The organism is Halanaerocella petrolearia (assembly GCF_054657875.1).
This window is the reverse complement of sequence record NZ_BAAHXW010000002.1, coordinates 469,723-491,925: the sequence shown is the minus strand read 5'-3', so window position 1 is coordinate 491,925 and position 22,203 is coordinate 469,723. Positions and strand designations below refer to the sequence as shown.

The 22,203-nt window shown below is 34.3% G+C and carries 19 protein-coding genes, 1 pseudogene and 1 riboswitch; of the genes and pseudogenes, 2 read left to right on the top strand and 18 right to left on the bottom strand.

The window, feature by feature from the left end:
* Nucleotides 1-112 precede the first annotated feature (112 nt).
* The 18 genes and pseudogenes from ACYQ39_RS09670 to groES all read right to left on the bottom strand — a co-directional run bounded on the left by ACYQ39_RS09670 (nt 113) and on the right by groES (nt 20,108).
* On the bottom strand, nt 113-2,446 hold the full coding sequence (locus tag ACYQ39_RS09670; protein ID WP_459842518.1) for a sulfurtransferase TusA family protein: 2,334 nt from the start codon (nt 2,444-2,446) through the stop codon (nt 113-115).
* 18 nt (nt 2,447-2,464) lie between these two features.
* Entirely contained in the window at nt 2,465-2,875 is a 411-nt protein-coding gene (locus tag ACYQ39_RS09665) for a M67 family metallopeptidase (RefSeq protein ID WP_459844327.1), read from the bottom strand.
* Nucleotides 2,875-3,675 (bottom strand): HesA/MoeB/ThiF family protein, encoded by an 801-nt coding sequence (locus tag ACYQ39_RS09660; RefSeq protein ID WP_459842516.1) that lies wholly within the window; start codon nt 3,673-3,675, stop codon nt 2,875-2,877. The genes ACYQ39_RS09665 and ACYQ39_RS09660 overlap by 1 nt, the downstream gene beginning before the upstream one ends.
* Nucleotides 3,668-3,880 carry a sulfur carrier protein ThiS gene (gene thiS / locus ACYQ39_RS09655; RefSeq protein WP_459842514.1) on the bottom strand — a complete coding sequence of 71 codons (213 nt, stop codon included), beginning with the start codon at nt 3,878-3,880 and terminating at the stop codon, nt 3,668-3,670. Before thiS ends, ACYQ39_RS09660 begins: the two co-directional genes overlap by 8 nt.
* Before the next feature lie 210 nt (nt 3,881-4,090).
* Complete coding sequence (cysK, locus tag ACYQ39_RS09650) at nt 4,091-5,014, bottom strand: cysteine synthase A (protein ID WP_459842512.1); 924 nt, start codon at nt 5,012-5,014, stop codon at nt 4,091-4,093.
* 95 nt (nt 5,015-5,109) lie between these two features.
* On the bottom strand, nt 5,110-6,336 hold the full coding sequence (locus ACYQ39_RS09645; RefSeq protein ID WP_459842510.1) for a TIGR00341 family protein: 1,227 nt from the start codon (nt 6,334-6,336) through the stop codon (nt 5,110-5,112).
* A 117-nt stretch (nt 6,337-6,453) separates the two neighbouring features.
* Nucleotides 6,454-7,395: a DUF4380 domain-containing protein gene (locus ACYQ39_RS09640; RefSeq protein WP_459842508.1), complete on the bottom strand. Its 942-nt coding sequence runs from the start codon at nt 7,393-7,395 to the stop codon at nt 6,454-6,456.
* Complete coding sequence (locus ACYQ39_RS09635; protein ID WP_459842506.1) at nt 7,388-7,693, bottom strand: YerC/YecD family TrpR-related protein; 306 nt, start codon at nt 7,691-7,693, stop codon at nt 7,388-7,390. The genes ACYQ39_RS09640 and ACYQ39_RS09635 overlap by 8 nt, the downstream gene beginning before the upstream one ends.
* Nucleotides 7,694-7,904: 211 nt before the next feature.
* Entirely contained in the window at nt 7,905-9,212 is a 1,308-nt protein-coding gene (locus ACYQ39_RS09630; protein ID WP_459842504.1) for an NCS2 family permease, read from the bottom strand.
* A gap of 414 nt (nt 9,213-9,626) precedes the next feature.
* On the bottom strand, nt 9,627-10,307 hold the full coding sequence (locus tag ACYQ39_RS09625; RefSeq protein ID WP_459842502.1) for a nitrite/sulfite reductase domain-containing protein: 681 nt from the start codon (nt 10,305-10,307) through the stop codon (nt 9,627-9,629).
* Nucleotides 10,308-10,428: 121 nt separating this feature from the next.
* Complete coding sequence (locus ACYQ39_RS09620; RefSeq protein ID WP_459842500.1) at nt 10,429-11,736, bottom strand: NCS2 family permease; 1,308 nt, start codon at nt 11,734-11,736, stop codon at nt 10,429-10,431.
* A gap of 58 nt (nt 11,737-11,794) precedes the next feature.
* A complete protein-coding gene (gene guaA / locus ACYQ39_RS09615; RefSeq protein ID WP_459842498.1) occupies nt 11,795-13,345 on the bottom strand; it encodes a glutamine-hydrolyzing GMP synthase in 1,551 nt (516 codons plus the stop codon).
* Nucleotides 13,346-13,454: 109 nt separating this feature from the next.
* Nucleotides 13,455-13,556: riboswitch (purine riboswitch) on the bottom strand.
* 84 nt (nt 13,557-13,640) lie between these two features.
* A pseudogene (larC, locus tag ACYQ39_RS09610) lies at nt 13,641-14,842 on the bottom strand (nickel pincer cofactor biosynthesis protein LarC).
* A gap of 256 nt (nt 14,843-15,098) precedes the next feature.
* Nucleotides 15,099-15,866, bottom strand: a complete 768-nt coding sequence (gene larB / locus ACYQ39_RS09605; RefSeq protein ID WP_459842496.1) for a nickel pincer cofactor biosynthesis protein LarB — start codon at nt 15,864-15,866, stop codon at nt 15,099-15,101.
* Nucleotides 15,867-16,218: 352 nt separating this feature from the next.
* Entirely contained in the window at nt 16,219-17,028 is an 810-nt protein-coding gene (larE, locus tag ACYQ39_RS09600; protein ID WP_459842494.1) for an ATP-dependent sacrificial sulfur transferase LarE, read from the bottom strand.
* A gap of 133 nt (nt 17,029-17,161) precedes the next feature.
* Nucleotides 17,162-17,572: a nickel-responsive transcriptional regulator NikR gene (gene nikR / locus ACYQ39_RS09595; RefSeq protein WP_459842493.1), complete on the bottom strand. Its 411-nt coding sequence runs from the start codon at nt 17,570-17,572 to the stop codon at nt 17,162-17,164.
* Nucleotides 17,573-17,987: 415 nt separating this feature from the next.
* Complete coding sequence (gene groL, locus ACYQ39_RS09590) at nt 17,988-19,646, bottom strand: chaperonin GroEL (protein ID WP_459842491.1); 1,659 nt, start codon at nt 19,644-19,646, stop codon at nt 17,988-17,990.
* Between the two features lie 171 nt (nt 19,647-19,817).
* Nucleotides 19,818-20,108 (bottom strand): co-chaperone GroES, encoded by a 291-nt coding sequence (groES, locus tag ACYQ39_RS09585; RefSeq protein ID WP_459842489.1) that lies wholly within the window; start codon nt 20,106-20,108, stop codon nt 19,818-19,820.
* A gap of 402 nt (nt 20,109-20,510) precedes the next feature.
* Here groES and ACYQ39_RS09580 point away from each other — a divergent pair, with 402 nt between their 5' ends.
* Nucleotides 20,511-20,801: an ACT domain-containing protein gene (locus ACYQ39_RS09580; protein ID WP_459842487.1), complete on the top strand. Its 291-nt coding sequence runs from the start codon at nt 20,511-20,513 to the stop codon at nt 20,799-20,801.
* Nucleotides 20,802-20,813: 12 nt separating this feature from the next.
* Nucleotides 20,814-22,175, top strand: a complete 1,362-nt coding sequence (locus ACYQ39_RS09575; RefSeq protein ID WP_459842485.1) for a PFL family protein — start codon at nt 20,814-20,816, stop codon at nt 22,173-22,175.
* Nucleotides 22,176-22,203: the final 28 nt, after the last annotated feature.

The window sequence follows — 22,203 nt, the reverse complement described above, 5'->3', positions numbered from 1 at the left end:
TTGAACTATCATTTACAGTTCTAATTTTGAATTAGCTCACCCTACGAGTTTCATAGAATCTCTTCGTGATATAAAGACCATCTGCTCACAGCTTATAGCTCATGACACACAACTACTGCTTTCTAACCCGTAAAATATAATGGCCTTCTTCAGACTGCTCTTTAGATAAAATCTCATGCCCTTCTTTGGCTAAACTTTGTGGTACATTAGCTATTGGTTCTCCTTCGTCTAAATAGATCTTTAATACTTCTCCCTGCTCTAAAGGACTGATTGCTACCTTAGCTTTTACAAAATTCATTGGACATTTAACACCTTTTAAGTCTGCTACTTCTTCTTGGTCATTATCTTGAACTTGCTTCTCTTCTTCATTTTCAACTTCTTCTAAATCAAACTCTAATTTAGCATTTAAAGAGTCATATAATTCTTCAACCCGAGAGATCAAATCTGCTACCTGTTCTTGATACTGTAATAGGTCATCAATATCTCCTAATTTATAATCTATAGCAGCATCTAATAACTCTGCATAACTATCCTCTACTAAACCACTATCGATAAACTCAGATTTAAACTCTTTTAAAATAACTCGATCTTTATCTGTATCTACTCCTTTAACAATTAATAAAGCACGAGCAGCATTAATTATTGCCTGATAAAATTGGTCGCTATCACTTTCTTCAGTAGCATCTTTATAATCAGACTTAGCAGTATCTATATCTAACTGAATAATATCCATTACTCCAGCACCACATTCACCTGGCCCTCTACCTGCTAAAGAAAAGTCTTCTTCTTGGCCCCAATCTTTATAAATATCAGAATCTTCTTCATAATTAGGTACTGTAGTATACTTATTAGCTAGATTAATTATTTCTTCTTGTCCACCATTCTCTAAATATTGATTAAACCTATTCTTACTATATGATGAATCTTTGGCTAAAATTCCTGCTAAATCTTCTAAAAAGGCTGGAATTCTCTTAGCTGGAATATCTATAGTTCTATTTGCATACTGACTATTATCCTGCTCTATATTACCACCTAGGAATAATGAGTAATGGGGTACTAACTTATCATTAAACCTTTTTGCTTTTCCTTCAAAACCTAATTTACCTATTAAGTGCTGACCACAGACATTTGGACATCCACTAATATAAATCTGAGGTAGAACATTCTGTAATTCATCTGATAAAGCACTTAGTTTGTCTTTAATTTCTTGGGCCAAATTAGGTGAAACACATAAACCTAATTTACAAGTAGAAGCTCCTTTACAAGATACTGGTACTGTAGCTCTATTAGCAATCAGTAATTCAGAATTAATATTATTGATTCCATCAATTAAATCTATTACTTCTCCATTCTTTACTCCTCTAATCAATAATCCCTGTTTTAGAGTAGTTCTTAGAGAAATTTGATCTTCAGTTAATAGATCTAATAACTGTTTTACATCTTCATAGTTAAGATCTCCATTAGTTGGTCTTAACTCTAAAGAATAATATCCATCTTTCTCTTCAGGGTAAATATAATCAGCATCTAATTCTAAATCTGATACTTCTACTTCACTTCTTGATTCTTGGTAGTAATTTATCTCTTCAACAGCTAAATCTTCCTCTAATACTTCAGATAAATATTCTCGATACTTAGTGACAAACTCTTCATCTCCTAACCTCTTTCTTACAAAACGTAATCTAGCTTGATGCTTATTACTCCGATCACCATAATCGTCAAAAAAGCGTTTGATGGCTTCTGCTATATAAAATATTTTATCCTCAGTTACAAACTCTTCTAACAACAAACCAACTTCTGGTGCATTACCCATTCCACCAGCAGCATAGACTTTAAATCCTCTTTCTCCGTCAACTTTATGAGCAATAAAACCTAAATCATTAATTGTGGCTAAAGCGTTATCCTCTGAGGTAGGAGAAAAAGCGATCTTATACTTTCGTGGTAGATTAAAAGAAGACCTAGTCTTAATTAAGTATTCCGTCAAAGCTAAGGAATGAGGTGTAGTATCAAAAGCTTGGTTAGGATTAACACCTGCCCGAGGAGCATTTAAGATATTTCTAACAGTATTTCCTCCTCCCCCCCGAGGACTCAAGCCAACCTCTAATAACTTAAATAAAACCTGCGGTGTATCTTCTATCTTTACTTGATGAATCTGGATATCCTGCCTAGTAGTAACATGTAAATATCCACTACCATATTCTCTGCTTAATTCGTTTAATCTCTTAAGTTGCTCTTTAGTTAATACTCCACCAGGAACTCTAACTCGCACCATATATCTCTCTTCACCTGGCTGATAACCTCGTTGACTATAGACACCCTTTGGTACTCTACGCCCCTTAAATCTAACTGGATCAAGATCACCAGCTAAGAATCGTTCCACTTCTTTTTCATACTCTTTAGTATCTTCTTTAACTGTCTTAGGAATATTAAATACAGGCCTATTAGCCATTGATCATCACCATCCTTTCTAAATTAATTCAATCTCTATTTGATTTACATCTTGTTGTTCTTTAATACTAAAGGCCTTCAAAGCCGGCTCTTCTCCTGCTAAAGACAAGATAAAATAAATAGCCTCCTGATCATAAGCCAATCTTTTATCTTCTTGGGAAGGACGCGAAGGAGTAAAGGGATGAGAATGATAGTTACCTATCATTTCATAATCTAACTCTCTTACTTCTTTAACAACTTTAAACTGTTCTTTAGGATCCATAGAAAAATGCTCAGCCGAATCATCTAGATTAGTCATTGGAAATACTTCTTTGACTTCTAACTTCTCATCACTAACTAACCCTGCTACTAGTCCACAACATTCCTTAGGAAACTCTTCTTGAGCATGGTCTACTAACTTTTCATATAGTTTAGTTGGTAATTCGATTATCATAGTTCACAAGCTCCCTGTTCATAATCTATTAATTCAGTAATCTCTGGATCATCACTACAGATATCACACTTATCTCGCTTGCTAATCTGTTGCTTATTAAATTCCATCTTTAAAGCATCATACGTTAATAAAGTACCAGTCAATAACTCACCTTTATCAAGTAAATACTTAATAGCCTCAGTAGCTTGAATAGTACCAATTACTCCGCCCATAACTCCTAAAACTCCAGCTTCTTTACAAGATGGAACAGCTCCTGGCTTAGGCGGTTGAGGAAAACCACATCTATAACATGGAGAATCTTCTTCAGGGACTACTGTCATTGTCTGACCAGAAAATCTAATTATTCCAGCATGAGAAAGTGGTTTATTCTCCATTATACAGGCATCATTAATTAAAAATTTAGCTGGGAAATTGTCAGTACCATCAATTACAAAGTCATAGTCTCGAATAACTTCTTTAATATTTCCAGAGTGTAAGTAGTAAGAATATGTTTCAACCTCTACATCAGGATTCATATCATTGATAGTCTCCTTAGCTGATTCAACCTTTGGTTTACCTACATCTGGAGTATGATGTAATACTTGTCGTTGCAAATTAGATAATTCTACTTGATCTGCATCTACTAAACCAATCTTACCTACTCCTGCAGCAGCTAAAAATTGAGCTGCTGGTGTTCCTAATCCACCAGTTCCAATAATCAATACTGAAGAATTAAGTAACTTCTGTTGACCTTCAACTCCTACATCCCCTAAGATAATATGGCGTGAATACCTTTCTAATTGATCTTCACTAAACAAGAGCTCCACCACCCATAAAGTATAGAAATTCTACTTCATCTTCATCTGTAACTACTATATCTTCAAAATCATCTCTATCTAAAATTTCACCATTTAATTGTACTGAAACCATATCTGGCATATCAACATCTTCTTTCTCTAATAATTCTGTTACCGTTAGTTCTCGCTCTAATTCTACCTGCTCACCATTAATTTTAATTTCCATTTTTTATCCTCCTATTTAAAACCTAGTATTCTTATATGTTTTTCTGATTTTAGTTGTTACTATAGAAAGTATCATATTATTAGTAGTATGTCAATAAATTTACTTGGTTTTTATTAAAATTATATTTTCTCTTATAATTTGAAACTATATAACAATTATTGTTAGTAATAAAGAAGAGTAACCCAATTGGGTTACCCTAATAATAAAGAATTATTTTTCTTTAAACAATGGAGTGCTTAAATATCTCTCCCCAGTATCAGGAGCAAGTGTTACTACCTGTTTATCAGAACCTAATTTCTCAGCTACTTTAATAGCTGCTGCTACTGCTGCTCCAGAGGAAATACCAACTAAAATACCTTCTTCTTGGGCCAACTTTCGAGCCGTTTCCATAGCTTCTTCATTTTCTATCTTAACTACATCATCTAATAACTCTACTTCCAATACTTCAGGAATAAAGCCGGCTCCAATTCCTTGGATTTTATGTGGTCCAGGTCCTTCACCACTGATTACAGCTGAACCAGTAGGTTCAATAGCAATAATCTCCACTCCATCAACTTCTTCTTTCAACACTTCACCTGTACCAGTGATTGTTCCACCAGTTCCTACTCCTGCCACAAAGGCATCTAACTCACCTTGAGTTGCCTCTATAATTTCTTGAGCAGTTGTTTGACGATGAACTTCAGGATTTGCCGGATTTTCAAACTGCTGTGGCATAAAGTAATTATCGTTATTTTCTACTAACTCTTTTGCTTTATCAATAGCTCCAGGCATCCCATCTTCTCCAGGAGTCAAGACCAATTCTGCTCCATAAGCCTTAAGTAACTTTCGTCGTTCAATACTCATTGTATCAGGCATTGTTAAAACTACATCATAACCTTTAGCTACTCCAATCCAAGCTAATCCAATTCCTGTATTACCACTTGTTGGCTCTACAATAGTTCCTCCAGCTTTAAGCTCTCCATCCTTCTCAGCTTGCTCAATCATATTTAAAGCAATTCTATCCTTTACACTCTTACCTGGATTAGCTGACTCTAACTTAACTAATACCTCTGCTGCTTCTTTAGGTACAATTTTATTTAATCTAACCATTGGTGTTTGACCAACCAATTGAGTAATATTATCTACTATCTTCATTTTTATCCTCCTCACTGATAAAACCAAGTAAGTTTATATGTTTTTCTGGTATTATTATTGTACCAGAATTTGAACTAATTGTCAAGATTACTGAATTAAGGGTTTAAAACTTTCGTTGGAATTATCTCAAAAGAGACAACATAATCTGCTCCTAACTCTTTTCTTATTTCTGTAGCCAACTCAGCAAATGTAGATTTATCTAACTCATCTGGTGCATATAAAACCAAAGTTGCTGCTTTATTCTCAGCATTTACTGTTATCGATTCTAATCTAGCTTCTAATTCATCACCAAAGTAATCTCGATAGATTTTTCGAACAGTATCAGATGGCTTTTCTTTAATCATCTGATTATAAGTAATTAATGATAAAGGAATAGTTAAAACAATTACTGCAATAATTAAAAAGACCAAACTTTTTTTAATCATCTTCTTAGCTGTAGATTTATACCACCATTGTGGTTTCAATCCCTTACTATAAAAGACGACTATAATAGCTAATAACAGACTAAATAAGTTACCAAGTAGTAATAAACTAGCTCCTAAAACCATTGATAAATTCCAGAGAGCAACCCCAATTCCTAAAGTAGCCATTACTGGTATTAAAGCAGCAGCAATTACTACCCCTACTAATTGCTGAGATTTAACATTCATAATTAAAGAATAAGCTCCTGCTCCTCCAGCTGCAAAAGCAATTAATAGATCAGCAATAGTAGGAAACATCCTAACTTGGATAGCTTGATTAACTGATACATTAGGAATAATCAAACCAAAAATACCACCAATAGCAATAGCAATCGTAATTACTATTCCTTCAGCTGACAGTCCTTTACTAAATAAATTCCAATCACCTAATACAATTCCAATTGCCATAGCAGCAATTGGGCCAAAAACAGGAGCAATAATCATTGAACCTACTATTACAGGTGTGTTATTTAGAATTAATCCTAATGAGGCAATCAATGAAGCAACTATGGCTAAAATAGTAAATTCAGGATTAACTTCACTACTTTCCTTAGCATAAGTAATTATTGTCTCTCTAGTTGCTCTGGATTGTTGCTTTTCTACCTTCTCTTTATTACGAGGAATTACTGTATCAGGCGAAAAAATAATCAGACTCCTATTCTCATTATGAGAAAAATTAAACTTACTTTTTAACCTATCTATTAGCTTATCAGCATGTCCATATAATAGATTAATAATCAATAGATCGCCTGTCTGTGACTGAACTAGTTTATAATCTTCAATATCTACCCCTAAATCTGATAATAACTTTACTGCCTTCTCACCTTCACCTGGTTCAAAAGTGGCATGAACAATCTGCATACTTAGCTCCTTTCTGATTATAACTAATTTCTAGTGTGCCACTTTTAGAATGAAAATATAAGAGACCTACAAAAATTGTAGGTCTTTTAATTGCAATTATATCGATTATATATAACCTTATGCTAACTCCTTAATCACTTCTTCTAGCTTAATATCCTGATCCCAATTATAAATCTCCCATTCTTCACTAAAGCTAGTATTCTCTTCTTGACCCAAATTAGTCATTGGCCCATGCACTTCAACTTCAAAATAATCAAATTTATATGTATCAAAAACTTCAACAGCACAACCATGTCCAAATTCAGCCTCAGAAAAAGTAGGAAACCGCTTTAAATAACCTATTCTTCCTTCAGGAACATCTACAAGAGATAATAACCAACCAGCAGAAAAATAAGTTCCTAATTTAAACTCTACTTGCCCAGAACAATCAATTACAGCATATTGATTACCTTCTATTTTTAAAGTAGTCACAAATTCCTTTCCATCAGTCTCCTTTAGATTTTCTAATTCATATTCAGAAGATATAGGAAGAACTACTTGCCCTTCTCCTGCTACCTGAGTCACATCCCATAAGCCATACTTTTTATCTGCTAAGCCCCAATTCTTCATCTCTTGGTCAACTACTAGCCTTTTACTATCCTTTGTCAAAGCAACTTTTCTTACTAACTGCATTCCAGTTTCACGACAGATTGGACTGACCAACTTAAATTCTATTTCTTCATCAGTTTGGTGATAATCTATCTGATATTTTCCTACAGCTAAATCTAAATAAGGAGGCCAATGCCACTTAGACTGAGGGGCCAACCAAGTCTTATAGCCTCCAATAGGTAGATAATCAATCTGTCGTCGATAGTCTTTAATATCTTCTATCTCTTCTAAAGCAAAAGTTTCCCCTTTCATTTTAGGCATAGTATAAAGTAATTCCTGTCCAGAGTTGACTAAACTAATAATTCTACCTCCAACCTGAGGTAGTACTACTATACTTAAATGCTTATTCTCCAACTTATAAGCCTGCCAACCTTGATAGTCAACTTGTTCTAATCTTAATTCTTTACTCATCTTGACCCACCTCTTCATCCATTCTATCTAAAATTAATTGATAACCATCAGCACCATAATTTAGATAACGCTTTACTCGACTAATAGTAGCAGTACTAGCTCCAGTCTGCTCAGCAATCTCATCATAAGTAGCTCCTTCTTTCAACATCCTAGCTACTTCTAATCTTTGGGCCATAGACTTAACTTCTTTAATAGTACATATATCTTCAAAAAATTTATAACATTCCTCTTTATCTTCTAATAATAAAATAGCTTCAAATAAACTCTCTGTTAACTCATCTTTTAATTTATCATTCATCTCTATCTCCTCCTAAAAATTACCTATTACTTTATAATATATTTTAACACATTAAAGATATAAAATCATTGTTTAAAATAATATTTAGGAGATAAATAATTTTACTTACTTTTCAACCTAACTATTCGGTAATTTCAACTTTATTTCCATGATGGATATAATTTATAAAATAAAAAGAACCTCTCAGTTGAGAGGTTCTAAAATAACAAATTTATAAATAAATATATTTTACGATAAATAGTCCCCCAAAGATATAAACAATCCAATCTACCTGCCTACCTTCACCATATAAAAACTTAATAATCGGATAGAAGATAAAACCTAAAGAGATACCTGTTGAAATAGAGTAAGTGAAAGGCATAGCAATAATCGTAATAAAAGCCGGAATAGATTCTGTTACTTTATCCCACTCAATATGAAGAGCATTCTGCATCATCATAGAACCAACAATAATTAAGGCTGGTGCTGTAGCAGCAGCTGGTACAATAGCAATTACTGGACTAAAAAAGATTGATAAGACAAAACAAAGAGCTACTACAACTCCTGTCAATCCTGTCCTTCCTCCTTGGGCTACACCTGTTGCCGATTCAACATAAGTTGTAACTGTTGGCGTACCCATCATTGAACCAGCTATAGTTCCAATTGAGTCAGCAAATAATGCATTGTCTACCTTAGGTAAGTTTCCATCTTCATCAAGAAAACCACCTTGCTGACTAACACCAATTAAAGCACCTGCTGTATCAAACATATCAACAAATAAGAAAGAAAAGATAACAGTAAATAAACCTACATCTAAGGCCCCACCAATATCAGCTTGAAACATTACTGGTTTCCAATCAGCTAAAGCTGGAACCTTTATTAATGCTTCTGGAGCCTCTACTACTCCAAAAGGAATTCCTAATGCTGTAGTTATTACAATTCCAATCAAGATACTACCTTTAAATTCTTTAGCCATCAGTAAAACAGTAATTATGATTCCTACAATAGCTAATAAAGTAGCCGGAGTCGTCAAATCACCTAAAGTAACTAAAGTGGCCTTACTATTGACAACAATACCTGCATTCTCCATACCTAGTAGAGCAATAAATAAACCCATTCCAGCACTAATAGCCGATTTCAAGTTAGTAGGCATAGCATTAATAATTCTCTTTCTCACTTTAGTTAAGGTTAATACAATAAATATTAATCCTGAAATAAAGACTGCTCCTAAAGCTTCTTGCCAACTAAGACCCATACCTAACACAACTGTATAGGTAAAATAAGCATTAATTCCCATTCCTGGAGCCAAAGCAAAAGGATAGTTAGCTAAAAATGCCATACATAATGTTGCAAAAGCAGAAGACATAGCTGTAGCAATCATTACTGCTTCGATAGGCATTCCTGTTTTGGAGACAATACTTGGGTTAACAAAAATAATATAAGCCATTGTCATAAAAGTAGTAATTCCAGCCATAACCTCTGTTCTAACATCTGTATTATGCTCTTCTAAATTGAATAACGAATCAAGTAAACTTAACATTTATATTCCCTCCATCTATTTAATCTTCGTTTAAAATCAACTTTATTATTCAAACCAGTATTAATATTAGCATATAAATCGACTATAGTCAATGAATAAACTAACTTTTTTTATTAAGATTATGTTTTTGTTCGTATTATTCTGAGATTTCTAACATAAGCAACTGAATCAATAACTAAATCTTTATTACAACAATCTTACTGACTATCGGATTTTAATTATACAAGTATAGCTTGCTTAGTATATTATGTCATGAGCCATGAGCTATGAGTCAACTCAAGCCTACAAATATAAATAAAGATTTAATTTCAGATTTTTGAATTGACTAATAACTCATAGCAGACAACTCACAGCAATACCATCAATATAAACCTAGTCAATAATTTAATTATTCAATAAGAAGTAAGATTCGACTTACAACATAACTCTATCTTTAAATTTATTAAATCCTATCCGATCAATAAAAGATCCTAATCTTTCTCTTTTATTACCATTATTCTTAAAATAATTGATTACATTATCAATTATCTCTAATGAATCATCTGAAGTTTGATTATGAACCAATAAATCTCCTAATCTTGCCTCACGCCCTCCATGCCCTCCAACATAAATACTAAATCCTTTAGCAGTACCCATTAATCCGATATCTCTAAATTCAGTATCCATACACTTATTTGCACAACCACTGACTCCCATCTTAAACTTACCAGGCAGAGTTACTCCATGATACCTTTTATCTAATTCTGTACCTAAAGATACAGAATCCTGTTGTCCTCGTTTACAGAAGGTAGTCCCTGGACAGAACTTTATACTTCTCACACAGATACCTATTGCATACCCAGGATCCATCCCTAAATCAGCCCATACATTGTCTATGTCTTCTTCTTGTAATCCTACAATAGCAATCCGTTGTGAACTAGTTGCTTTTACCACAGCTGCACCATATTTTTTAGCTACCTCACCTATTTTAATCAATTCTTCAGGTTGAAGAATGCCACCTGGACTATGGGGCGCAATAGCATAAGTACCATCTCGCTGTAAGACGGCCCCTTTTTCTAATAGATCTTTTTTAGTTCCTTGTTCTGTTTCATCCATAATATTCCTCCTTTTTTATTTCTTAGTCAAAAATTAGTATCTGAATTAAATAATAAAACTATACATACTCAAAAAATAAAAAAGAACCTCTCTAGTAAAGAGAGGTTCAAAGTCAACTTTATTATAAATACATGTATTTGACAATGAACAGAGCTCCTAATAGATAAATAATCCAGTGTACTTCATCACCTTCACCATGGAAGAACTTCATAATTGGATATAAAATAAATCCTAAAGAAATTCCTGTTGCAATAGAATAAGTGAAAGGCATAGCAATAATTGTTACAAAAGCTGGTAGATACTCAGCAATATTCTCCCAGTCCACTTCTGTTACATTCTCTAACATAATAGAACCAACAATAATTAAGGCTGGAGCTGTAGCAGCTGCCGGTACAATCTTAATTACTGGTGTAAAGAAGATAGACAGTAAGAAACAGATAGCTACTGTTACACCAGTTAACCCTGTTCTTCCACCTTGGGCCACACCAGAAGCCGACTCAACATAAGTTGTTACTGTAGGTGTTCCCATCATTGAACCAGTAATTGTTCCTACTGAATCAGCCAATAGAGCACGATCTGCTTTTGGTAAATTACCATCTTCATCTAAAAATCCAGCTTGATGGCTGACTCCTATCAAAGTACCAGCCGTATCAAATAAATCAACAAATAAAAAAGCAAAAATAATAGTTAGAATCCCTTCATCTAAAGCTCCCATAATATCAGCCTTAAAGACTACTGGAGCCCAATCAGAAAAACTAGGAACCTTAATAATACCTGCTGGTAGATCAGTTACTCCCATAGGTAATCCCAATAAAGTAGTTAAAATAATTCCAATTAAGATACTCCCTCTAACTCCTTTAGCCATTAATAACCCAGTAATAATTAATCCAATAATAGCTAAAATAGCACTAGGATCTGCTAGATTACCTAAAGTAACTAATGTAGCATCACTATTGGTAACTACTCCTGCATTCTGCATCCCAATAAAGGCAATAAATAAACCAATTCCTGCACTTACTGCTGATTTTAGAGTTTGAGGCATAGCATTAATAATTGTCTGTCTAACTTTAGTTACTGTTAATAGTAAGAAGATTAGACCTGAAATAAAGACTGCTCCTAATGCTTCCTGCCAACTGAGTCCCATTCCTAACACAACTGTATAGGTAAAATAAGCATTTAGTCCCATTCCTGGAGCCAAAGCAAAAGGATAATTAGCTAAAAATGCCATAGATAATGTTGCAAAAGCAGCCGACATTGCAGTAGCAATCATGACTGCTTCAAAAGGCATTCCAGCTTCTGCTACAATACCTGGATTAACAAAGATAATATAAGCCATTGTCATAAAAGTAGTAAGTCCAGCCATAACTTCTGTTTTAATATCAGTACCATGTTCTTCTAAGTTGAATAATGACTTTACTAAACTAGACATCTATAATTCCTCCTTATTATTTTAGAACATTTAACTACTAAATTTAAATTATTATAGTTTATTCCCACTCGATAGTAGCCGGTGGTTTAGAAGTAATATCATAAACAACTCTATTTACTTCCGGAACTTTATTAGTAATTTTACGAGAAATTTCTTCTAATACCTCATAAGGAATTCTAGCCCAGTCAGCTGTCATAGCATCTTTACTCTTAACGGCTCGTAAAGCAATTGTATAAGTGTAAGTTCGCTCATCTCCCATCACACCTACACTCTTAATTGGAGGTAAAACAGCAAAGTACTGCCAAATCTCTCGTTCTAATCCTGCCTCTTTAATCTCTTCTCTAAAGACAGAATCTGCTTCTTTAAGAATTTCTAGTTTATCTTCTGTTACCTCACCTAAAACTCTAATCCCTAAACCTGGACCTGGAAATGGCTGGCGCCAGACAATATCTTCTGGTAAACCTAATTCTTCTCCTACTTCTCGAACTTCATCTTTAAATAATTCACGTAATGGCTCAACTAACTTAAAAGTCATATCTTCAGGTAAGCCACCTACATTATGATGACTCTTAATCGTTGAAGAAGCATCACTACCTCCACTTTCAATTACGTCAGAATAGATTGTTCCCTGAACTAAATACTTAGCGTCTCCAACTTTGACTGCTTCCTCTTCAAAAAGTCTAATAAACTCATTACCAATTATCTTACGCTTATCTTCTGGATCTTTTACTCCAGCTAATTTATCTAAAAATCTCTCTTGCGCTTCAACATAAACTAAATTCATATCAAATTCTTGACCAAAAGTCTCTTCTACTTCAGCCCCTTCATCCTTTCTTAGTAGGCCATGATCAACAAAAATACAAGTTAACTGGTCTCCAATTGCCTCATGGACTAAAGCTGCAGCTACAGAAGAATCAACTCCACCTGATAAACCACAGATTACTTGTTTATTTCCAACTTTGGCCTTAATTTCTACAACTGTCTCTTCAATAAAGTTAGAAGTGGTCCAATCTCCACTGGCATCACAAACTTTATATAAAAAGTTATTAATAATTTCTGTTCCACGTGGCGTGTGTACTACCTCTGGATGAAATTGGACTCCATAAAACCCTCTCTTCTGATCTCCAATAGCAGCTACTGGAGAATTAGGAGTCTGTCCTATAATCTCAAAACCAGCTGGTAACTCTGTTACTCTATCACCATGGCTCATCCAACATTCCAACTCTTCTTCAATATCATCTAATAAATCTAATCCCTGCTTAACTTCTAGCATTGCTCGACCATATTCTCGTTCCTCTGCTGGTTCTACCTTACCTCCAGCCAAAGTATGACTCATTAATTGCATACCATAACAGATTCCTAAAATAGGAATCCCTAACTCAAATATTTCTTGCTCAATATAAGGAGCCTCTTCACTATATACACTAGCTGGACCACCTGAAAATATAATTCCTATTGGATCTAAGTTCTTAATTTTTTCTACAGAAATGTCATAAGGTACTACTTCAGAATAAACATTACCTTCCCTTACTCTACGAGCTATTAGCTTACTGTATTGACCTCCAAAATCCAAAACTAAAATTAGTTCGTGATCTTTTCTTTGTGCCATTTTGTCCCTCCTAGGTTTATTATAAACAAAAAACCCCAAGTTATAATCCTAAAATAGGACCAAACCTGGGGAAATAGAAGTATCTAAGGGCCAACTAAATTTAGTTCACCCTCAAAAACTGCTATTCCGTAGTCAGCTAGTTTGCGGCTAGCCGGTAGAGACTTACGGGCCCTATTCCCGAAGATATACGAAATAATGATATATAATATTAAATTTCATATTCTGATAAAATCTATAAAAGACATTAACTTATGTGAGTAGTATAAATTAAAAACCGATTGTTGTCAAGAAAATTCTAATTATCATTCAGTCTTTCTTCAGCTTCAGCTAGTACTCGATTATATACAGTCTTCACTGGTATATCTAGTTCTTCAGCCACTTCTTTACACTCATCATATTCTGGAGCATACTTAATTATTTCTTCCTGCTGATAAGCTACTTTAACAGTCATTTCTCCAAACTCAGTCTCTAATTGATAGAACTTACGTTCTAATGCTTTACGTTCTACTTCATACTTTCGGATACCTAAAGTTGTTGTCTCCCTAAATAGAATCTCTTCTAATTGAGAAGTATCTTCTGGTCGACATAAAACATTAACTTTAGTCCCTGGTCGATTCTTCTTCATCATAACATTGGTTAGATAAACATCTAAAGCTTCTTCTTCAAATAACTTAGGAAACAAATATGAATAAATCTCTGGATTCATATCATCAATATTTGTCTCCAACATCATTAGCTTAGTATTGTCTCTTTTTTTTTACCTAAAACTACTCGTAACAGATTACTTATTTCTAAGTCTTTATCTCCTAAACCATAACCTGTCTCTTCTACTACCATATTAGGTAATGGTCTAAAGTCATCTGCTAAAGTCTTAACTATAGCTGCCCCAGTAGGAGTAACTAATTCACTTTCCACTCCCTTAGAATAGACTGGTACTTCATCTAAAATCTCTAGGGTAGCTGGAGCTGGAACAGGAATATTACCATGAGCACAGTGAACAAATCCAGTTCCTATATGTAAAGGAGAAAGATAAATTTTATCTATATCCAACTGCTCAATACAAATAGCAGCTCCTACAATGTCAACAATAGAGTCTATTGCACCTACCTCATGAAAATGAATCCGATCTAAAGGCTTGTCATGCACTTTAGCCTCAGCTTCCGCTACTTGCCTAAATATATCTTTACTCAACTCTTTAACTTGGATGCCCAACTGACTTGATTCAATAATCTCTTCTATATCAGCTAAATTCCTATGTGGATGGTGATCTTCTCCATCATGGTGGTGATGATGACTATGTTCTAATACTACCTTAAAATCAGTACCAGTAATTCCTTTCTCCTGACCCTTTTCTATTTTTAATTCATAACCATCAATATCTAATTTAGCCAATTCATCTATAAATACTTCTTTATCAACTCCTAAATCAAGCAGAGCACCAATTGTCATATCTCCACTAACACCTGCTAAACAATCAAAGTATAGAATTTTATCCATCTTGTCACCCCTTATCTATTTATGTAAATTTAAGAGTTAATTGATAAAAGTATTACTTCCGTGATACAGTTATAAGTTATGTGCTTTGAGTTAATACTTTTATTACAAAAGGTCTTGTCTTTTAGACCTAAAGGATGAGCTAAATCAAAAACTTTAAATTCAAAACCTAAACTTCTATAGCCTCTATATTTTAGATGAAAGGCTAACTTTATAATTTTGATTCTGAATTGGCTAACGACTCAAAGCTCACGACTCACTATTCACTTCTAGCCTGCTCGATCTGGCGATTAATTGTACTAGCTAGATAGCCTGCACCAAAGCCATTATCTATATTGACTACTCCTAGACCACTAGCACAACTATTTAGCATAGATAATAAAGATGCTACTCCATCAAAGTGAGCACCATAACCTACACTAGTAGGTACAGCAATAACTGGCTTATCAACTAAACCACTGACTACACTGGCTAAGGCCCCTTCCATACCTGCTACTACTATAATGATATTAGCTTCCTTTAACTTATCTTGATTACCTAATAATCTATGAATACCTGCTACTCCCACATCATAGAGGGTCTTTACAGTATTACCTAACATATCAGCTGTTATAGCTGCCTCTTGGGCTACTGGAATATCAGAAGTTCCACCAGTTACTACTAAGATTTCACTTTCAGTCTCTCCTACCTCTTCCTGCTGAATAACTATTATATTAGACCTTTCATGATATTCTATCCCATCTGTTAAGTTTTGTAGAGCATGATAAACTTCTTCCTCTGCTCTAGTAGCAAGTATATTATTACCTCGCTCTAACATATTAGTAACTATTCCTTTAATCTCTTCAATAGACTTACCTTCACAGTAAATGACTTCCGGATAACCATTTCTTAAACTACGATGATGATCTACTTTAGCATAACCTAGATCTGAGAAAGGTAGATCTTTTAGTTGATCCATTGCTTGGTCAACCTCTACATTTCCTGATTGTACTTCTTTTAATAATTGCTTTATCTCACTGTTTTTCAACTTTGGCCCTCCCTATCAAATTTATAATATACGATTAATAATTAATTCTAAAGTGACGTAATATTGATATAACAGCAAATAATTTCTATTACGAAAGGTCTTGTTTTTTAGACCTAAAGGATGTACTATGAGTCGTGAGCCAGTTCAAAACCTTGAAATTCAAGACTAATTCCTTACAATTTCTATGTTCTAAGAGAAGTTTTTCTATTACTTTGAATTTGATTTCCTATCAGTCCTATGAACTCTCCGTGAAAATCTGCTCACCATACGAGTTTCATAGAACATCTTTGTGATGAAAACTATCTACACACAGTATATAACAGATAGCTCATAACACACGACTCATAGCTCATTACTTATCTATCGCTTCATTCATGCTTCCAGTTCTATAGCCTGCTAAATCTAAAGCTACATAATTAAATCCTATCTCTTTCAGTTTCTGAGATACTTCATCCATTAACCCTAGTTCAAAAAATTTCTTTCTCTCTTCTGGAGTTACCTCAATTCTAGCCATTTCACCATCATGGTATCTAACTCTTAACTGTTCAAAACCAAATTCATCCATTAAATATAATTCTGCTTCCTCTGCTCTTTCAATTTTCTCTCTTGTTATCTTCTCTCCATAAGGAAATCTAGTAGCTAGACAAGTAAAAGATGGATCATCCCAAGTAGATAAGCCTAGCTTTTTAGATAATTTTCTAATTTCATCTTTATTCAACTGAGCTTCTTTTAAAGGACTTCTGACCTCTAACTCCTTAATAGCCTTCATACCTGGTCTATAATCATCTAAATCATCTACATTAGTTCCATCAACTACTTGTTGTTCAGTATTAGCCAATTCTTTAACTTGAGAAAAGATTTTAGATTTGCAAAGATAACATCTATCTGAGGGATTATCTGTTACCCTGTCCATTAATTCAGCATCAATCTCAGCTACTTTATGATTAATCCCAATCTCTTTAGCTACTTTTTTAGCCTGTTTAATCTCTCTGATAGAATAGATAGGTGCTTTAGCAGTTACTGCCAAAGCTTTATCACCTAGTAGATCATAACTAACCTTAGATAAAAGTGTACTATCTACTCCACCAGAAAAGCCAATTATCACATTTCCTAATTCCTTAATGATTCTCTGTAACTCTTCATATTTTTCTTCTAAATTCAACATTAACCCTCCTTAAAATTATTAATAGTCGTGAGCTATGAGCTATCAGTCATGAGCTAATTCAAAACCTGATTTTTTAAAGAAAGGATTAAGTTTTGGATTTTGAACCTACTCACCACTCATGACTCACGACTCACAACTCATTAACAGTAGTAACAGTTAATTTACTATGTTTAACTCCTCTTAAGCCACCTAATTTCTGAGCTACCTTCTGAATCTTCTCAGTTGGCCCTTGCATAACAGTTACTTCTAAACAATGTCTACAGTCTAAGTATAAATGAAGATTAGACTTAAAAAGACAATTATAATTATGTTCAATTTCTACTAACTTCTCTGGTAATTGGCGTTGCTGATGATCATAAACCAAAGTCAATGAACCAATAACTTCTTGTTTCTTCTTTTTAGCCTCTTCTTCAATAATCTTATTACGAATTAAATCCCTAATTGCTTCAGAGCGATTTGTATACTTGCCTGCAATCATTTTATCAAATTTTTCTAATAACTCTTTATCAACTGATACCCCAAATCGCTTTAAATCAGACATAACTCTACTCCTTATATAATTATTAGTAACACATAACTTAAATTCGTGTTACTAACCTTGAATTTCTAGAAATGCCCTTAAACTCCTTCATTAAATAGAAATAGTGGCAGTAAAAAATAACTTTTATTACAGAAGTGAAACTTAGTTGATATATTGTGTCACTGGAAGTGACACAGCTATCAGCTGTCTGCTGTGTGCTATCAGTCAATTCAAAACCTTCAAATTCAAAACCTAAATCATCACAATCACTATATTCTAGAGATTTGAAATATGTCTTTGATTTTGAATTTGACTTGGCTGACGACAGATGTTTGATAACTGATAACCATGGCACAAAGTGCCACTTAATATCGATTAGATACAAAAAAAGAAAAGGACCCCTATTATAGGGGTCCTTTTCTCTTTCAGACAGATGTTACATCATTCCTGGCATTCCGCCCATTCCACCTGGCATTCCACCTGGCATTCCGCCACCTGCTGGTGCTCCACCATCACTATCATCATCTGAATTATCTGCAATAGCAGTTTCAGTAGTTAATAGTGTAGCAGCAGCACTAGCAGCATTCTGTAAAGCAGTTCGAGTTACTTTAGCTGGGTCAACAATTCCATCTTCGATCATATCTACAAATTCACCAGCATAAGCATCGAATCCAACTCCAGTATCCTTAGCTTTAACTTTCTCAGCAATTACTGCTCCTTCAAATCCAGCATTATCAGCAATTAATCTCACTGGAGCTTCTAATGCTCTCTTAACAATCTCAGCACCAGTAGCTTCATCAGCTTCTAATCCTAGATCATCTAAGGCAGTTAAAGCATCAAGTAAGATTGTTCCACCACCAGCAACAATACCTTCTTCAACTGCAGCTCGAGTAGCATTTAAAGCGTCTTCCATTCTTAGTTTCTTCTCTTCTAGTTCAGTCTCTGTAGCAGCACCTACTTTAACTACTGCTACTCCACCGGCTAATTTAGCTAATCGCTCTTCTAACTTTTCTCGGTCAAAGTCAGAAGTAGCATTTTCAATCTGACGACGTAACTTAGTTACACGCTGTTCAATATTCTTCTTATCTCCAGCACCATCAACAAATGTAGTCTGGTCTTGAGTAACTGTCACACTTCTTGCTTGACCTAACATACTCTTATTAGCATTCTCTAAAGATAATCCTTTATCTTCAGTAATTACTTCTCCACCAGTTAAGATAGCAAGGTCTTCTAACATCTGCTGTCTTCTGTCACCAAATCCAGGTGCTTTAACAGCTACGCAATCAAATGTTCCTCGCATTTTATTAACAACCAATGTAGCTAATGCTTCTCCCTCTACTCCATCAGCAACAATTAATAGAGGCTTATTCTCTTGCGCTACTTGCTCTAATAGAGGTAAGATATTCTGAATTGAACTGATTTCTTCATCAGTTAATAAAATATATGGATCTTCTAAATTAGCAACCATTTGTTCTTCATCAGTTACCATATATGGGGATAAGTATCCTTTATCGAACTGCATACCTTCTACGACTTCTAAGTCAGTTCCCATTGACTTAGATTCTTCAACTGAGATAACTCCATCCTGTCCTACTTTATCCATAGCATCTGCAATTAATTCTCCTACTTCATCATCATTACCAGCAGAAATAGAAGCTACCTGAGCAATTTCATTTTTACCTTCAACAGGTGTGCTCATATCTCTAATCTCTTTAACTGCAGCTTCAGCAGCTTTATGAATTCCTCGACGTAGTCCCATTGGATTAGCACCAGCTGCTACATTCTTCATTCCTTCGTTAACAATTGCCTGAGCTAATACAGTAGCAGTTGTTGTACCGTCACCAGCTACATCATTAGTATTAGTAGCAACCTCTTTAACAGTTTGAGCTCCCATATCCTCATATGCATCTTCTAATTCAATTTCTTTAGCAATTGTCACACCATCATTAGTAATTAGTGGTGCTCCAAATCCTTGTTCTAATACAACATTACGACCTTTTGGCCCTAATGTTACTTTGACTGCTTCAGCTAAAGAGTTAACTCCATCTTCTAATTTATGCCGCGCTTCTTCACCAAACTTTAGTTCTTTTGCCATATATACTCAACCTCCTTGATTTCTTAAGTATTTTCAAGTTTTAAATCTATGTAACAATAAATGATTTATCAACTTCATAAAATCCTTATCCTATTGAGTTTTACAAACCAAAACTCGCTGTGAATAACAGATAATCTATCTTTCAATAAATATACAATTATAGATTATCTGTTATTCTACAATAGCTAAAATATCTTTCTCACTAACAATTAAGTATTCTTCACCATTATGTTCAATCTCATCACCAGCATATTTAGCATAAACTACAACATCCCCAATATTAACTGCTGGCTCAACTAAATCACCATTATCTAACCTTCTACCTTCACCTACTGCTACAACTTCACCTTCTTGTGGTTCTTCCTTTGCACTATCAGGAATCACAATTCCAGCTTCAGTAGTTTCTTCTTCCTGTTCAACATCTTTGATTACTACTCTGTTACCTAAAGGCTTAATCTCCATAATAAACCCTCCTCTATAAATTGATCTTATTATTAGCACCCGCTAACGGCGAGTGATAATTACTACACGAATAATAATAATTGAAAATGGGAATAAAATCAAACTGTTAATCTATATATTATCTTTTGTTAATCATAATTATATCAGATTAGAGCTATTTAACACTTACATTCTCAGTTAATCTAATTAATTCATATCCTAACATATTTTCACTGATAACATCAATTATATCTTTTTTCTCTACTATTTCATTTTAACCAATTACCTGCCTTTTATACATCAAAAAAATATAAATCCTCCCTAAAATATTATATATTACACTAACACTTATAATTTATTGACAATAATTTAGTGATAAGATATTATTAACTAAACTGAAGCAGGTAGAAGGGAGGAGTAGTCGTGAATCAAGAAACAGAACAAGAACAAGCTGTTATCACTGTTTTAGGTAGTGATAAAGTCGGTATTGTAGCTGAGGTATCTGAAGTTTTAGCTCAACACAATGCTAATATTCTTGATATTAGTCAAACTTTATTAGAAGATTTATTTGCCATGATTATGGTTGTTGAATTAGATGGATTAGATACTGACTTTGAAGACTTAAGTAAACAACTTGAAGAAGAAGGGGAGAAGTTAGGAGTCAAGATTATGATCCAACATGAAAAGGTCTTTCGGTACATGCATCGGATTTAAGGAGGAAGTAAAATGATCTTTAATACTAATGAAATTTTAGAAACAATAAAAATGGTAGAAAAAGAAAACTTCGATATTAGAACTATTACTCTAGGAATTAATTTAAGAGATTGTGCTCACCCAGATATTGAAGTTTTAAACCAACAAATCTATGACAAAATTACTACTACAGCTCAAAACTTAGTAGAAGTTGCTAATAAAATTGAAAATCGCTTTGGAGTTCCTATTGTTAATAAACGAATTTCAGTTACTCCTATCTCAATAGTAGCTAATGCTTGCCAAAGCACAGATTATACAAGCATTGCTCAAACTATGGACAAGGCTGCTAAAGAAGTGGGAGTTGACTTCATAGGTGGTTTTTCTGCTTTAGTCCATAAAGGGTATACCACTGGTGAAAATAATTTAATCAAATCTATCCCTGAAAGTTTAGCTTCTACTGATCGAGTCTGTTCATCAGTAAATGTAGCTTCTACTAAGGCGGGGATTAATATGGATGCCGTACTAGAAATGGGCCAAACTATTAAAAAAGCAGCCAAAGTTACTGCTGCTGATGATGGATTAGGAGCAGCTAAATTAGTTACTTTCTGTAATGTACCTGAAGATAATCCTTTTATGGCTGGAGCTTTTCATGGTACTGGAGAGCCAGAATCTGTACTTAATATTGGAATTAGTGGCCCAGGAGTAGTTAAGAATGTAGTAGATGAAATCCCAGAAGCTGATTTTGATACTCTTGCAGATAAAATTAAACGAACAGCTTTTAAGATTACTAGAGTAGGTGAATTAGTAGGAGAAACTGCTTCTGATATGTTAGATATTCCCTTTGGAATTGTAGATCTTTCTTTAGCTCCTACTCCTGCTGTAGGAGATAGTGTAGCTAATATCTTAGAAAGTATGGGGCTTGAATCCTGCGGAACTCATGGTACAACAGCAGCATTGGCTTTACTTAATGATGCTGTCAAAAAAGGAGGATCTATGGCCTCATCAGCAGTAGGAGGGCTAAGTGGTGCCTTTATCCCTGTTAGTGAAGACCAAGGAATGATTAAAGCAACAGAAATTGGGTGCTTAAGCCTAGAAAAATTAGAAGCTATGACCTGTGTCTGTTCAGTAGGATTAGATATGATTGCCATTCCAGGTAATACATCAGCTGAAACTATTGCAGCTATTATTTCTGATGAAATGGCTATCGGTATGATTAATAAGAAGACAACTGCCGTTCGAATTATCCCTGCTCCTGAAAAAGAAGTAGGAGACAATGTTGAGTTTGGAGGTTTATTAGGAGAAGCACCAATTATGGAGATTAATAAATACAGCTCTAATAAATTTGTCCAGCGTGGTGGTAGAATTCCAGCTCCTATCCAAGCTTTAACTAATTAGATTAATAAGTAGTGAGTAGTGAGTAATA

Excerpts from the sequence above, each read along its gene's own strand:
- ACYQ39_RS09670 (WP_459842518.1), bottom strand. The coding sequence starts at position 2,446 with ATGGCTAATAGGCCTGTATTTAATATTCCTAAGACAGTTAAAGAAGAT.
- thiS (WP_459842514.1), bottom strand. The coding sequence starts at position 3,880 with ATGGAAATTAAAATTAATGGTGAGCAGGTAGAATTAGAGCGAGAACTA.
- cysK (WP_459842512.1), bottom strand. The coding sequence starts at position 5,014 with ATGAAGATAGTAGATAATATTACTCAATTGGTTGGTCAAACACCAATG.
- ACYQ39_RS09645 (WP_459842510.1), bottom strand. The coding sequence starts at position 6,336 with ATGCAGATTGTTCATGCCACTTTTGAACCAGGTGAAGGTGAGAAGGCA.
- ACYQ39_RS09640 (WP_459842508.1), bottom strand. The coding sequence starts at position 7,395 with ATGAGTAAAGAATTAAGATTAGAACAAGTTGACTATCAAGGTTGGCAG.
- ACYQ39_RS09635 (WP_459842506.1), bottom strand. The coding sequence starts at position 7,693 with ATGAATGATAAATTAAAAGATGAGTTAACAGAGAGTTTATTTGAAGCT.
- ACYQ39_RS09630 (WP_459842504.1), bottom strand. The coding sequence starts at position 9,212 with ATGTTAAGTTTACTTGATTCGTTATTCAATTTAGAAGAGCATAATACA.
- ACYQ39_RS09625 (WP_459842502.1), bottom strand. The coding sequence starts at position 10,307 with ATGGATGAAACAGAACAAGGAACTAAAAAAGATCTATTAGAAAAAGGG.
- ACYQ39_RS09620 (WP_459842500.1), bottom strand. The coding sequence starts at position 11,736 with ATGTCTAGTTTAGTAAAGTCATTATTCAACTTAGAAGAACATGGTACT.
- guaA (WP_459842498.1), bottom strand. The coding sequence starts at position 13,345 with ATGGCACAAAGAAAAGATCACGAACTAATTTTAGTTTTGGATTTTGGA.
- nikR (WP_459842493.1), bottom strand. The coding sequence starts at position 17,572 with ATGTCTGATTTAAAGCGATTTGGGGTATCAGTTGATAAAGAGTTATTA.
- groL (WP_459842491.1), bottom strand. The coding sequence starts at position 19,646 with ATGGCAAAAGAACTAAAGTTTGGTGAAGAAGCGCGGCATAAATTAGAA.
- groES (WP_459842489.1), bottom strand. The coding sequence starts at position 20,108 with ATGGAGATTAAGCCTTTAGGTAACAGAGTAGTAATCAAAGATGTTGAA.
- ACYQ39_RS09575 (WP_459842485.1), top strand. The coding sequence starts at position 20,814 with ATGATCTTTAATACTAATGAAATTTTAGAAACAATAAAAATGGTAGAA.